The 14,077-nt window shown below is 54.5% G+C and carries 12 protein-coding genes; all 12 read left to right on the forward strand.

The window, feature by feature from the left end; all coding sequences use genetic code 11:
• Nucleotides 1–1,381: type VI secretion system contractile sheath large subunit (gene tssC / locus FCN80_RS24275; RefSeq protein ID WP_136992905.1), on the forward strand; the 1,381-nt coding region annotated here is incomplete at its 5' end.
• A gap of 13 nt (nt 1,382–1,394) precedes the next feature.
• Entirely contained in the window at nt 1,395–2,744 is a 1,350-nt protein-coding gene (gene tssK / locus FCN80_RS24280; RefSeq protein WP_136992906.1) for a type VI secretion system baseplate subunit TssK, read from the forward strand.
• Nucleotides 2,741–3,430, forward strand: coding sequence for a type VI secretion system protein TssL, short form (gene tssL, locus FCN80_RS24285; RefSeq protein ID WP_136992907.1), 690 nt, complete (start codon nt 2,741–2,743; stop codon nt 3,428–3,430). Before tssK ends, tssL begins: the two co-directional genes overlap by 4 nt.
• Complete coding sequence (locus FCN80_RS24290; protein WP_230492921.1) at nt 3,382–5,097, forward strand: OmpA family protein; 1,716 nt, start codon at nt 3,382–3,384, stop codon at nt 5,095–5,097. Before tssL ends, FCN80_RS24290 begins: the two co-directional genes overlap by 49 nt.
• Nucleotides 5,098–5,112: 15 nt before the next feature.
• Nucleotides 5,113–5,604, forward strand: coding sequence for an Hcp family type VI secretion system effector (locus FCN80_RS24295; RefSeq protein ID WP_136992908.1), 492 nt, complete (start codon nt 5,113–5,115; stop codon nt 5,602–5,604).
• Between the two features lie 184 nt (nt 5,605–5,788).
• Complete coding sequence (gene tssH, locus FCN80_RS24300) at nt 5,789–8,458, forward strand: type VI secretion system ATPase TssH (protein ID WP_136992909.1); 2,670 nt, start codon at nt 5,789–5,791, stop codon at nt 8,456–8,458.
• A gap of 98 nt (nt 8,459–8,556) precedes the next feature.
• Entirely contained in the window at nt 8,557–9,000 is a 444-nt protein-coding gene (locus FCN80_RS24305; RefSeq protein ID WP_230492922.1) for a contractile injection system protein, VgrG/Pvc8 family, read from the forward strand.
• A gap of 66 nt (nt 9,001–9,066) precedes the next feature.
• Nucleotides 9,067–9,678, forward strand: coding sequence for a hypothetical protein (locus FCN80_RS24310; RefSeq protein WP_136992910.1), 612 nt, complete (start codon nt 9,067–9,069; stop codon nt 9,676–9,678).
• Nucleotides 9,659–10,324, forward strand: coding sequence for a hypothetical protein (locus tag FCN80_RS24315; RefSeq protein ID WP_136992911.1), 666 nt, complete (start codon nt 9,659–9,661; stop codon nt 10,322–10,324). Before FCN80_RS24310 ends, FCN80_RS24315 begins: the two co-directional genes overlap by 20 nt.
• A 96-nt stretch (nt 10,325–10,420) precedes the next feature.
• The gene (locus tag FCN80_RS24320; RefSeq protein WP_136992912.1) at nt 10,421–12,778 is read left to right on the forward strand and encodes a type VI secretion system Vgr family protein; all 2,358 of its coding nucleotides are present in this window, start codon (nt 10,421–10,423) and stop codon (nt 12,776–12,778) included.
• 53 nt (nt 12,779–12,831) lie between these two features.
• On the forward strand, nt 12,832–13,302 hold the full coding sequence (locus FCN80_RS24325) for a DUF3828 domain-containing protein (RefSeq protein ID WP_136992913.1): 471 nt from the start codon (nt 12,832–12,834) through the stop codon (nt 13,300–13,302).
• 11 nt (nt 13,303–13,313) lie between these two features.
• Nucleotides 13,314–14,006 carry a hypothetical protein gene (locus FCN80_RS27065; protein WP_230492923.1) on the forward strand — a complete coding sequence of 231 codons (693 nt, stop codon included), beginning with the start codon at nt 13,314–13,316 and terminating at the stop codon, nt 14,004–14,006.
• Nucleotides 14,007–14,077 lie beyond the last annotated feature (71 nt).

The following is a 14,077-nucleotide window of genomic DNA, read 5'->3' on the forward strand; positions in this document are numbered from 1 at the left end:
TGCCACGGCGGACGAACGCCTGACGGCGGGCATGAAAGTGTTTATGGAGTGCCTGAGCAAAGCCGGCGCGAAGGTTGAAAAACTGGATAAGCATCTGATTGACCATCATATAGCGCAACTTGATCACCAAATCAGCCGTCAATTGGATGCGGTAATGCACCATGCCGAGTTTCAGAAAGTGGAATCGCTGTGGCGCGGTCTGAAATCCCTGGCGGATAACACCGATGTCCGCCAGAACGTGAAGCTGGAAATTCTGGATATCGCCAAAGACGATTTGCGTCAGGATTTTGAAGACGCGCCGGAGATTATTCAGAGCGGGTTATACCAGCACACATACACCGCTGAATACGATAGCCCGGGCGGAGAGCCCATCGCGGCGCTGATTTCCGCTTACGAATTTGATGCGTCTGCGCAGGATGTGGCGTTACTGCGTAATATCTCAAACGTATCCGCCGCCGCCCATATGCCGTTTATCGGCTCCGTCGGCCCGAAATTCTTCCTGAAAGACACGATGGAAGAGGTCGCGGCGATTAAAGATATCGGTAACTACTTTGACCGCGCCGAATATATCAAATGGAAATCCTATCGCGAAACGGATGACAGCCGCTATATCGGCCTGGTGATGCCGCGTGTGTTGGGGCGCCTGCCGTATGGCCCGGATACCGTGCCGGTGCGCGGCTTCAACTATGTTGAAGAGGTGAAGGGCCCGAACCATGAGCGGTATCTGTGGACCAACGCATCTTTCTCCTTTGCATCCAACATGGTAAAGAGCTTTATCAATAACGGCTGGTGCGTGCAGATACGCGGCCCGCAGGCTGGCGGCGCGGTGCAAGGCCTGCCCATTCACCTGTATGACCTGGGCACCGGCAATCAGGTCAAAATCCCCTCGGAGGTGATGATACCGGAAACCCGTGAGTTTGAGTTCTCCAGTCTGGGCTTCATCCCGTTGTCCTACTACAAAAACCGCGACTACGCCTGCTTCTTTTCGGCAAACTCCGCCCAGAAACCGGCGGTCTATGACACTCCGGATGCGACGGCCAACAGCCGTATCAATTCCCGCCTGCCCTATATTTTTCTGCTGTCGCGCATTGCGCACTATCTGAAGATTATTCAGCGCGAGAATATCGGCACCACCAAAGATCGCCGCCTGCTGGAGCTGGAGCTCAACACCTGGGTCAGGGGCCTGGTCACCGAAATGACCGATCCGGGCGATGACTTGCAGGCATCACATCCGCTGCGTGACGCGAAAGTGGTGGTAGAGGACATTGAAGACAATCCCGGTTTCTTCCGCGTGAAACTCTTTGCCGTCCCGCACTTCCAGGTGGAGGGCATGGACGTCAATCTGTCGCTGGTATCTCAGATGCCGAAAGCCAAGGCATAAGGCGGGAACAGGGATGAAAATTTATCGTCCGCTGTGGAACGAAGGGGCATTGCTGTCCCCCCAGCAGTTTCAACAGCAGGCTGAGTGGGAATCTTTTCGTTGTGCCGGCGCATCAGCACTGGCATCGCCGTTTTCCTGGGGTGTGGAAAAGGTTGAGTTTAACGACAGTCTCCTTTCTGCCGGATTGATCCAGATTTCAGCGTTGCGACTCTGGCTGGAAGACGGAACGCTTATCGATACACAACGCAGCGACCTACCGCCTGTTCCCCGGGAATTGGAACCGGTCCATGTTGAGGGTAGAGATGCGGTCACCATCGTTATCGCTCTGCCGCAGATGCAATCAGGCGTGATCAACGTTGCGCATGCGGGCGTTATTTCTGACCGGCCACTTCGTTATCGTGAAGAGTGGGTGACTATTCAGGATGCTTTCGGCCCAGAGGAAGAATCCATGGCCGTCGCCCGTTTCAATATCTCCATCCGGTTCGCCCATGAAAGTAACGCTGCATGGAAAACCTGCCCGGTTGGGAGACTGATTCGGGACGGGCAAAACGGATGGCGCCAGGATCCGACGTTTATCCCCCCCGTGGCGTTATTCGCCGCAAGTCCGGTTTTGCGTGAGCGCCTTGTGCTGCTTAACCGCCAGCTTCACTCCCGCCGCTTGCGTCTGATGACCATGCGCCGGGAAAGCAACGAGCGGCTGGCCGACTTTGCGGTCGCGGACGTTTCCCTTTTCTGGTTGCTGAATGCGCTTAACTCCCATGCCGGCGTTCTGTCGGAGTACGAACGATTCCCGGCCCGGCATCCCGAGCAGGTATGGGCGGAGCTGGCGCGTCTGGCTGGCAGCATGTTGACCTTTTCCCTGGACCATGATCTGGATGCAATCCCGGGTTATGACCATGCGGAACCGGCCAAAGCCTTCCTGCCGCTGTTCGAGCTGATCGCCGGTTTACTGGAAACGAGTCTGCCATCACGGGTTATCGCCCTTGAGATGTCGCGTCCTGATGAGCAGACCTGGAAGGCGAACCTTCATGATGTTCGTCTTCGTGAGGAGGCCGACCTGTATCTCTCCGTGCGTTCAGATATTCCGGCCTGGCAGATAGCCGATAAATTTCCCGCGCTCTGTCAAGCGGGTTCGCCTGATGACGTCAATAAGATTTACGGCGTCGCACTCAAGGGAATCCCGCTTATTCCAGTCGGTCGGGTCCCGGCCGCGTTACCGGCGCGTATGGAAAATCAGTATTTCGCACTCGATATGGAAAGCGCTGCCGCCCGTGAAATGCGGGAGCAGGGCGTGTGTATGTTCTATGTGCCACAACTGCTTGGGACGCTGGCGCTTGAATTGTTTGCGGTGTTGCGCTCATGAGACAGGATATTGATATCGACCAACTGATGACGGAAACCTGGCTCACCGTCACCTTGCTGAGGAAGGGAGCGGTGGCGCCCGACGGCACGGCGCTTTACGACAAATGCGTTAAACAGGTTGAACAGGTTCGCGAAGCCCTGGTTCGTGCCGGCTACGACGAAGCCAGTATTAATCATATTTCCTACGCTCAATGCGCTTTGCTGGACGAAACGGTGATGAGCCGCAAACCTGATAAGCCTGAAGAAAGTGAAGCGTTCGGAGTCGATGAAGGCCAGGCGGCCTGGCGCAAGGCACCGCTTCAGGCCCGATTCTTCGGTTCCTTGCGGGCGGGCGAGGCTCTCTGGGATCGTATTGCGGAAGCCCTGCGTCAGCCTGCGCCGGATAAGGCCGTTCTGACCTGCTATCACCGCGTGATTGCCCTGGGTTTTCAGGGATTGTACAGCCTGAAGGTGGTGAGTCAGACGCAACGTGATGAAGTGGCTAAAGCGCTTTCTGAACGTGTATCGCCGCCTGATGCGGGTTTGTCGCTGGTCATCCACCGCACGGGTAAACAGCGCTGGAGTCTGGCGCGTTCGATCTGGTTCTGGATTGCGCTGGCCGTCATCCTGACCGGCGTCGTTTGGTGGGGCGGGCATCTATGGCTTCAGGCATTGCTGTCGGCGCACATACCGGAGCCGCCACGTTAATGCGCAAATCAGTCATCATCCCGGTTGTCTTACACACCCTGGCGGGCGTTGCCGCTTTGCTGTGGCTGCTGTGGTACTTCATCCCGGCAGGAAACATGTTCAAAAGCCTGGCTACGCTGCTGATTGTCATCCTGTCGGGCTGGCTTGTCTGGAAAAGTCGCCAACGCAGGGAGACACCAGCAGACGGTGCCATTCCAACAGTCGATCTGCCATTGCTGGATACGCAGGGGCCTGTGGTTCTGGTGTGCGGCGATGGCCTGGATGAGATATTCCAGGGCCGGTCGCCGCGTAAAACGGCACAGGGTTGGTGGTTGCGAACAGGAGATGTGGGTCGGTTAACAGACGTGGTCCGCAGCATTCAGGCTCAGTTCCCCCGCCAGACCGGTCAGCTTTCGGTGATGTACGTCTGCCAGCCAGACAGGTACCAGGATGAGGCAGCGCTGCGTTCAGCGTTCAAAACCCTCCGTCAGCAATGTAAACAGTTGAACTCTCTTACCGGTTTTACATTGCCGGTGGTGGTGAGTTGTGAATTTTCGGGGCCTGAGTTGCCATGGGTTGTTGTTCGCGGCGACAAGCCGGTGGTCTGCCCGGAGAATGAATCGCCACAGGCGCTCATCGATTGGCAGCAGATGGATAACAACCTCGCGGCGCTTCCTGTGCTTGTACAGGCATTTTCATTCATCCGCAAGACACTGCTGGATGAACTGGAGAAGGCTGACAAACGCATCCCTCCCGTCCGCGTTTTTGCCGTGGCATTGCGCCCCGGTGCCGCAATGCCGGGATTGCAGTCGGTGTGGGCGAACCGGCTTTATCGCCGCAGCTGTTTGCGGTTTCGTCTTGCGGCGAGTCGGACGGCCCCGTTCAGCCGTTTTCCTGATGCCGTGCTGCCGTTACTGGCGCCTTTCGCCTCTCCGGTACAGGGGGGGCAACGTACCCGTCGCCTTGTTCTGCTGATGTTGTTGTGCGCCCTGGCGGCGCTGGGCTTTTCTGCGTTCAATAACCGTGGCCTTATCCGCCAGGTGGGCGCCGATTTACAGCGCTGGGCCGCAATTCCGATGAACCACTCAGCCCCTAAGGCAGAGTCGCTGGTCGCACTGAAACAGGACGCCCTCCTGCTTGAGCGCTGGCAGCGGCAGGGTGAGCCGTTGCGTTACAGCCTGGGCTATTATCCGGGGCAACGTTTGTGGCTGGCGCTGCAACAGGCCATCGATACGTATATTCCCCCTTCCGCTCCAGAACCTGAATCGGCACCGAACATTGTGCGTCTTGAAGGGATGTCGCTGTTTGATTCCGGTAAGGTGGCGCTCAAAGACGGCTCCACCAAAGTGCTGGTCAATGCACTGGTGGGCATCAAAGCCAGGCCGGGCTGGCTGATTGTCGTCAGCGGCCACACCGACAATACCGGCAGCGCGCCGCTCAACCAGACCCTGTCTTTACAAAGGGCGGAAGCTGTACGCAACTGGATGCGTGATACGGGGGGCGTCCCGGAAAGTTGCTTTGCGGTGCAGGGGTATGGCGACAGCCGCCCAATTGCATCCAACGATACGCCTGATGGCCGAACGCATAACCGGCGTGTCGAGATCAGTTTGGTACCGCAGGCCGATGCCTGTCGCCTGCTGGACACAACACCAGTGTCACGGAATGAACGTGGCGTTTCAACTCAATAAATGGAGAAGTAAAACATGGCAATTCCAGTTTACCTGTGGCTGAAGGACGATGGCGGCGCGGACATTAAAGGTTCCGTTAATGTGAGGGACCGCGAAGGCAGCATCGAAGTCGCTGCACAGGCACATAACCTGTACATCCCGACGGATAACAATACTGGCAAGTTGACCGGAACGCGTATTCACACACCGTTCCTGTTTACCAAGGAAATCGACTCTGCCAGCCCTTATTTGTACAAGGCGGTGACCACCGGTCAGACCCTGAAATCCGCCGAGTTCAAGTGGTACAGAATCAACGACGCGGGTCAGGAAGTGGAATACTTCAACACCAAACTGGAAAACGTGAAAGTGGTGAAAGTGAATCCTGAAATGTACGACGTGAAGGACCCGTCGAAAGAGAAACACAACCACCTGGAGCGCATCGAACTGCGCTACGAAAAAATCACTTGGACCTACAAAGATGGCAACATCATTCATTCCGATTCCTGGAACGAACGCGCCACTGCGTAATGCCCAACCGGGCTGGCGAAAGCCAGCCCGTCAGGTGACTTTTGCCGTCATCCGTCAGGGTGACCGCAAAAGTGGCTTTAAAACCGCTTTCTGACCTTGTGCGCTTTGGTCTCCTTATCAAAAGGAAAAGCGATGGGCGGTAGCGTGTCCTGAATCTGAATACATTTGTAAAGAGAGACCTGAAATGGAAAGTCAGTCTGCTGTTCTGCTGCGTCGTTTAAATCATTACTGCGCGAAAGCACTCGAGGGCGCCGCATCGCTGTGCCAGACGCGGGCTCATGCGGAGATCACTCCTGAGCACTGGCTGCTAAAACTGCTTGAACAGGGGGAAGGGGATCTGACCGTTTTGGCCCGTCGCTATGAATGGGATATGGATGCGGTCTGGCAGTCATTGCTGAACTGGCTGGATGCGCAACCGTGTCCGGTCCGCAGCCGACCGGCGCTTTCGGGCTCGTTTCAGTCTTTACTGAAACAGGCCTGGCTGGCCGCAACACTCGTGGGAGATGAGCAAATTCGTAGCGTACATCTGCTTACGGCCATGATTGAAATACCTGGGTTGACACGTTGTGAGGGATTGTGGCCATTAATGACCCTGACCACTCGCCAGTTGGAGAGGCTGCGCCCCCTTCTGGACACTCAGTCCGATGAGCGGCCTGAAGCCCAAATCCAGGAGCCCGCCGGTGATAATGTCGTAATTATCGGCAAAGCGATGGATTCAAATAAGGATACGCGGAGCCGGCACGGAGGCGAACAATCAGATATTTCACAGGAAGACGCCGTACTGAACCGTTTCACGGTAGACGTGACTGCCCGCGCCCGCGAGGGGAAAATTGATCCGGTCTTTGGCCGTGACAACGAGATTCGCCAGATGGTGGACATTCTTTCCAGACGCCGCAAAAACAACCCGATCCTGGTGGGTGAACCGGGCGTCGGCAAAACAGCGCTGGTTGAAGGGCTGGCCCTGCGTATCGTTGAGGGGAATGTGCCGGAAAGCTTAAAGCCGGTAATGGTGAAAACACTCGATCTGGGCTTATTACAAGCGGGGGCTGGCGTTAAAGGCGAATTCGAGCAACGGCTTAAAAATATCATCGGCGCGGCACAGCAATCTCCCGTGCCGGTGCTGCTGTTTATCGATGAGGCGCATACCCTCATCGGGGCGGGCAATCAGGCGGGTGGGGCGGATGCCGCCAACCTGCTCAAACCGGCTTTGGCCCGTGGCGAACTGCGCACCATCGCCGCCACCACCTGGAGCGAGTACAAGCAATATTTTGAGCGTGACGCCGCCCTTGAACGCCGCTTCCAGATGGTCAGGGTGGATGAACCGGATGATGAGACGGCCTGCCTGATGCTGCGGGGTCTTAAACCCCATTATGCGCAGCATCATGGCGTACACATTACCGGCGAGGCCGTCCGCGCGGCGGTGACACTTTCCCGCCGCTACCTGACGGGGCGCCAGTTACCGGATAAAGCCGTGGATTTGCTGGATACCGCGGCGGCCCGGGTTCGTATGAGCCTGGACACGCTGCCGGAACAGCTTGCCCGTTTGCAGGCTGAGATGACGTCGCTGGCGATGGAGCAACAGGAACTGCTGGAAGACATCGCGCTGGGCAACCCGGTGGATAGCTCGCGCTTGCCGGAGATTGAACAGCTCACCGCTGAGCTCGGCCAACAAAAGATATCCCTCCAAATCCAGCATGAGACCGAAAAACAGTTTACGGAAAAGCTGAAGGAATGCCGCGGCGACAGCAGCCGACGGCAAGAGCTCGCCGCACTTCGGTCCGAGCTGTCCCTGGCGCAACACAGCGGCCCCTTGCTGGGATTAGATGTGGATGCGCGCACGGTAGCAACAGTGATTGCAGACTGGACCGGCGTCCCGCTCTCATCACTGATGAAGGATGAGCAGACCGGACTACTGACGCTTGAAGAGCAACTGGCCGCCCGCGTTGTCGGCCAGGGGCCTGCCCTGCACACCATCGCTCAGCGTCTACGGGCCTCGAAGACTGGTCTGACGCCGGAGAACGGCCCGCTGGGCGTTTTTTTGCTGGTCGGCCCAAGTGGAGTAGGTAAAACCGAAACTGCGCTGGCGCTGACTGATACCCTGTATGGCGGCGAAAAGTCGCTTATCACCATCAACCTCTCTGAGTATCAGGAGCCGCATACCGTCAGTCAATTAAAGGGCTCCCCTCCTGGTTACGTGGGTTACGGCCGGGGCGGCATTCTCACCGAAGCGGTTCGCAAGCGGCCCTACAGCGTGGTCCTGCTTGATGAAGTGGAAAAGGCCCACCGGGATGTGATGAACCTGTTTTATCAGGTTTTTGACCGGGGCTTTATGCGCGACGGGGAAGGCCGTGAGATTGATTTTCGCAATACCGTCATCCTGATGACCTCCAACCTGGGCAGCGATCCGCTGATGCAACGGATTGACGAACAACAGGAGGCGGCCGAAAGCGATCTGCATGAACTGCTGCGCCCGATCCTGCGCGATCATTTCCAGCCCGCATTGCTGGCCCGCTTCCAGACGGTAATATTCCGTCCGCTGGCGCAGGATGCCATGCGGACCATCGTCGGGATGAAACTGGCCCAGGTGGGCGATCGTCTGCAGCGGCACTATGGCATTTCAACCCATATCGGCGAAAACTTCATCGACACTCTGGCGACAGCCTGTCTGCTGCCGGATACCGGGGCCCGTAATGTGGACAGCCTGCTTAATCAGCAGATACTGCCGGTACTGAGCCAACAATTATTAAGCCACTTGGCCGCAAAACAGAAGCCGTCTTCCCTTCGGCTTACCTGGGATGAAGAGGAGGGTATCGTCCTGGAATTTGATGGGCAGAGTAAAGGAGAACAGCAATGAGTAGATCTGTGATTAACAACACCGCCAGCCTGGTGTAACAGCTGCCGGGTCAGTCATGTTACCGGCTCGATGTACATGGCTGCGCTAATTTTCTTGAAGTGTTGCGTTACAGCGCGGTGGAATCGTTTCGCCGCCTGTCAATCGCGAAAGAGGATACCCGTTACGCGCTGACGCTAGTGCCCCGTATCGCCCTGCTGGCACACACGAAGGGCAGCGGAATTTTCCTCAACCAATCGGTGACCGACGTGGTTGGGCAGGTGCTGCGCAAACACGGACTGGAAGGGGCGGACTTCGAATTCCGTCTGTCACGGGAATATCCTGCCCGGGCGCTTATCACCCAGTGGCGGGAAACCGATCTGGCGTTTGTCCAGCGGCTACTGGCTGAAGTGGGTATTTACTGGCGCGTTGGGCGGCGGCTCGTATATGAGGCTGAGTCCAAACGGCATAGAGCATGGTTCAGCTGGCGACTACCTGGTCAAAGTCTCGCAATACCCGGTACCTGTGGGCGGCGCATCAATGGATACAGAAATGCCGGTCTTTGACAGGACCTCCCTTGAAATTCTGCCGCCTGCAACGGATGGCAACTTGTCACGATAGGGATTGTTGAAATGAAAATATGTTTCCCGGTACGCAAACAAAATGGCAGTCAATACGCCACTCCTGAAGAGGTTATGAAGTTGATTGGTCGTGAGCCTCACGGCTCATGGCTTGCGGGTACTAACCAGCTCTGGCATGGTGGTATTCACATCAGCCAGGTTTCAGCCCCTGGATCAGCACTGACCGCTGACAATGCCGAATCAGCTGTCCCCTTGCAGTGTATGGCAAAAGGTGAAGTCGTTGCCTGGCGTCTGAATCAGGATTACAAAACAGCGGATTACAATGGAAAAGAACTAAAGTATTCCAGTACCTTTGTGCTGGTGAAATCGGTTAGCAAACCCGATCCGGAGAAAGAGAACAGTTGGCTGGAGTTTTACTCGCTCTATATGGGGCTTGCGCCTTTATCGTCATTTCCCAAAGCGAAATGCTTTAAAGCCAAAACAGACGTTCTTAAGCATACCGCCAGCAACTTCGCGATCAGCGCTTCATCAGACGGTATCGCGGCGATTTCGGGAAAAATGGGAGGATATTGCCCCTGCCGGAAAAGGCAATACAACTTCCTGCCATTACGCGCATATCGAGGTTATCAGCAAGGACCCGCGAATGCCGGGTTTCCTGAATAACCCGGAAAACATCACCAGCGGGCAGCGGTATATTCAGATATTGTCGGGCAAATCACTTTACCAGAAGTTCGGCGAAGGTAAAGACTGCACTTTCAAAGCCATGTCCTGCATTGTGCTGAAAGATGGTGGAAAAATACTTCCGCAGGATAAGTGTAACCCTTTTGAAGACAACACAGGTAAAACGTGGTTCGAAGTCAGCCCCCGTAACTGGATGAGCCAGGGTGACGTTAAGGAATTACATCAGTATGACCTTAAGGAGTTAGGGTTCTCCACACTCGAAGAGGACCCCTCACCGGATGTGTCGAAGTCACTGCGCGAAAAATGGGTTAAGGGGGCTTACGACTGGATGTCCGAGCGGGTAGGCAAAGAACGGGGAATACAGCAAAAGCAGGTTTCGTCGTTCTATAAAAATCTGGTCAAAAAGATCGACTCCTATGGCGACGGCGAGCTTCCAGGAAAAGAGCTGTATAACGCGCTTTATCACACGGAACTGGGACTCAGGGATATTGCAGCCCGACTGATAGTGAAACATGACAGTGAATGGTTTGGCGGCGGCAGCCGCCATCGTTGGAATGTGTTCTTCCAGAACGATGACCGTCTGAACGTGGCCTACGCGAAACAGTGGCCGATGACTACGAGTGGATAAGCCAGTTGGCGGCATTTAAAGGTCGAGAGCCGGCGTGAGGCAATTTCACATTGGCGGGGTGGGCATTTTAACATTGACACTTACAGGAATACAGTTATGAGCAAGGCTTTGATAAACGCTGCGAGCAGCCTGGTGAAACAACCGCTGGGCCAGTCGCGCTACTGGATGGACGTTCATGGCTGTACTGAATTTCTCGATGTACTGAAATTCACTTCGGTTGAGTCGCTAAGCCAGCCCTGGCGATTAGATATCTCCGTTACTTGTTCTACGCCGGATATTGGGAGTGACGCGGTGTTATTGCAACCCGCATCATTTACGCTTCAGACGCCGATGTTTACCGGGGCTCCCGCTATCCCGTTACGTACCCTGTATGGTGTGGTGGAGTCGTTTGAACGTATATCCACGTCAAAAGAGGATACCGTTTACGCGCTGTCACTGGTCCCGCGTATCGCTCTGCTGGCGCATACGAAGGGCAGCGAAATTTTCCTCAACCAGTCGGTGACCGACGTGGTTGAGCGGGTGCTGCGTAAGCACGGTCTGGAAGGGCCTGACTTTGAATTCCGTCTGTCACGGGAATATCCTGCCCGGGAGCTTATCACCCAGTGGCGGGAAACCGATCTGGCGTTTGTCCAGCGGCTACTGGCTGAAGTGGGTATTTACTGGCGTTTTGAGATGGATAGCCGTCTTGAGCAGGATGTGGTGATATTCCAGGACAGCCAGGCGCAGTATGAGTTTGGCGTCGCTCTGCCATTGCGTAACCAGGCCGGGATGAGTGACAGCGGGCAGGAAAGTCTCTGGGATATTCAGACGGCCTGCAACGTCGTGAGCGGCAGTGTCGCCACCCGGGATTACAACTACCGTGACGCACTGACGCCGCAGGACAGCGCTGAAAGCATCAGCGGCAAAGAAGGCATTACCACAGGGGAAATCTACCATTACGCGGAGCCTTTCCTGACCGAAGGCGATACAGAAAGCACAGAGACCGGTGCGTATTTTGCCCGTCTGCGCCATGAACGTATTCTGAACGCGCAGTACACAGTCAGTGGGTGTGCTTCCAGTCCCCATCTGGTTCCGGGACAGGTGCTGGAAACCGATGCGAGCTTGCCTGATGTGATAAAAGACGGGATTGTTATCACCACGGTACGCGCCAGTGGTTCACGGCGAGATAGCTTCCAGATGACGTTTGAGGGTATCCCATACAGCGAAACGGTCTGTTATCGCCCGGCATTGCTCAACCGCCCGGTAATATCCGGCTCATTACCGGCGCGCGTCCAGAGCACTCAGAAAGGCGACACGTACGCCTGGCTTGACTCGCAGGGGCGCTACCGGGTGAAACTGGACTTCGATCGTAACAACGTAGAACTGGGCCATTGCTATTTATGGCTGCGGATGGCAAAACCGTATGCCGGTGACACCTATGGCTGGCATGCTCCGCTACTTGATGGCACGGAAGTGTCGGTGATGTTTGACAGCGGCGACCCGGATCGTCCTTATATCGCCTACGCCCAGCATGACTCCGAGCACCCCGATCATGTCACCAGCGATAACCACACGCGCAACATCTGGCGCACGCCGGCCAACAACAAACTGCGGATGGAGGATAAGCGCCAGGAAGAGCATATCAAGCTCGCCACGGAGTTCGGCAAAACGCAGTTGAACATGGGGCACCTGGTCAATGGACAGCGTGAAAAGCGCGGGGCGGGATTTGAATTGCGGACGGATGAATTTGGCGCAGTCCGTGCGGGAAAAGGGCTCTTTCTGACGGCAGACGCACAGGCCAAAGCACAGGGGCCGGCGCTGGAAATGGCGCCAGCCATCAAGGCGATAAACCAGGCCAACAGCCAGATGCGGTTCCTGAACAGTGCGGCCGAAGCGGCGGGAGCGCTGGTGTCCGATATCAACACTCAGATTAACCTGGTAACCGACAGGCTGAAAGACCTCCGGTCCGCCGTGTTGCTGGCAAGCGCTCCGCAGGGTGTGGCTTTTGCCTCGGGTGAACACCTTCAGCTCGCCAGCCATCGCAACACCATGATAAACGCGGGCGAGCATCTCGATATCGGCGCAATGAAAAACCTGTCTGTGACGGTTGAAAAGGCACTGGGACTGTTTGTGCATAAAGACGGGGCAAAGCTGGTCGCCAACCAGGGAGATATCGAGATTCAGGCGCAGCACAACACCCTGTCGCTCTTTTCGCAAAAGCAGCTGACCGTGACCAGCAGTGACGATGAAATCATCATCTCGACCCCTAAAACACTGACGCTGAACGGCGGCGGGTCTTACCTGAGGCTGAGTAAGAACGGGATTGAGCATGGTTCATCTGGTGAGTTCATTATGAAAACGTCGGACTATCTGGTACCAGGCTCGGGCGCAAATCTTCCCAACGAAACACCCAATTTCAGCCTGACGGATATCACTCAGGAAAATAAAATCAGCAGTAAGTCTTTTAACGACTGACCTTTTGCGCGTTAAGAAGAGACACTAACTCTGAATAAGGAAAGACGTATACCATGAAGTACCATTTGAAATTACGTACGATAATCTGTGCCATTCTATTTGGTTTTTTTGCAACGTTTAGTTTCGGTTCTTCAGATATAAATTACTCTCCGGAAGCTGTTGTCAGCCATTTTTATTCTGACTACCTCACTGCCTGGAATGACTCAGATGTTGGACGTGGGCTAGAAAAAAGCCAGCAGGCCATTGATAACTATACAACAAAACACCTTCAGAATCTGAAAAACAATGATGATTCAGGAGCTGATTATTTTACAAATGTGCAGGAAATCTGCCCTGAGTGGGCTAGTGAGATCACTACACATATCTCATCGCTAAATAATAGAAAAGCTATTATTGAACTGACTCTTGGTCACAGTGACAGCGAATCTAAATATAAAATAAACCTTTTCAAAAATGATGGTAGATGGCTCATGGATTCAGTGTTATTTGTTTCCAGTGCCACAGGTCATTGCAACAATAACTAATGGGCAACAATATGTTTAATAAAAAAAGTGCCATTAGCACGCTGAACGCAAACGCTGCGGTCATCGCAAGAGACAACTTAAATAGATTTAATCGTGGGTTAGATGATCACCTCAAATATGGGAAATTCCGATGTGCCCATTATGTTAAAGTAGCATTAATCCAAGGTGGATTATCTTCCAGAAATTCAGGAATAAACTCTGCCAAAGATTATGGCCCATGGTTACTTGAAAACAATTTCCAAGTTGTTAATGATGCAGTGACAGTACATGCTGGCAATGTCTATTCAATTTCAGGCCAACAGACGGGTGATGTTGTCATAATCCAGGATGCACCGGGTCATTCAGATGGACATATGGCTATGTTTAATGGGACAAAGTGGGTATCTGACTTTGTTCAGGAAAAAGGGTTTTACCCCGGCCAAGCCTATCGAAATAACAACATAGCCTACAAGCTATACCGTTATTCAGACAACAATAGTGCAACCCAAAGCTCTCCTAAAATCCAAAAAGGGAAGATCAACATTGTATGGCCAATACCCTCTAACGACCGAGGGAAAGAATTCAGTAATCTGGAAAAAATACTCGCACATCTGGGTGGGGAGTCAACCGGACAGTACGCGATTGGCCGTAGCGGGATGTGGCATGGCGGTATACATATCACACATGCAACGACCCCGTGGTGTGCTCTCAGTGGCAAAGCCTGATCTTGACCCGTTATATTCAGACAGCTTTTATCTCTAAGTTAGTGTTATCCGTCGGCTCCGGTATTCCCTCG

Source organism: Martelella alba (genome assembly GCF_005217455.1).
Lineage (GTDB): Bacteria > Pseudomonadota > Gammaproteobacteria > Enterobacterales > Enterobacteriaceae > Acerihabitans.

Bases quoted from the DNA above. Each gene is read 5' to 3' on its own strand.
- FCN80_RS24310 (WP_136992910.1), top strand. From the start codon at position 9,067: ATGAAAATATGTTTCCCGGTACGCAAACAAAATGGCAGTCAATACGCC.
- tssK (WP_136992906.1), top strand. From the start codon at position 1,395: ATGAAAATTTATCGTCCGCTGTGGAACGAAGGGGCATTGCTGTCCCCC.
- FCN80_RS24325 (WP_136992913.1), top strand. From the start codon at position 12,832: ATGAAGTACCATTTGAAATTACGTACGATAATCTGTGCCATTCTATTT.
- tssH (WP_136992909.1), top strand. From the start codon at position 5,789: ATGGAAAGTCAGTCTGCTGTTCTGCTGCGTCGTTTAAATCATTACTGC.
- FCN80_RS24320 (WP_136992912.1), top strand. From the start codon at position 10,421: ATGAGCAAGGCTTTGATAAACGCTGCGAGCAGCCTGGTGAAACAACCG.
- FCN80_RS24290 (WP_230492921.1), top strand. From the start codon at position 3,382: ATGGCTTCAGGCATTGCTGTCGGCGCACATACCGGAGCCGCCACGTTA.
- FCN80_RS24295 (WP_136992908.1), top strand. From the start codon at position 5,113: ATGGCAATTCCAGTTTACCTGTGGCTGAAGGACGATGGCGGCGCGGAC.
- FCN80_RS27065 (WP_230492923.1), top strand. From the start codon at position 13,314: ATGTTTAATAAAAAAAGTGCCATTAGCACGCTGAACGCAAACGCTGCG.
- tssL (WP_136992907.1), top strand. From the start codon at position 2,741: ATGAGACAGGATATTGATATCGACCAACTGATGACGGAAACCTGGCTC.
- FCN80_RS24315 (WP_136992911.1), top strand. From the start codon at position 9,659: ATGCCGGGTTTCCTGAATAACCCGGAAAACATCACCAGCGGGCAGCGG.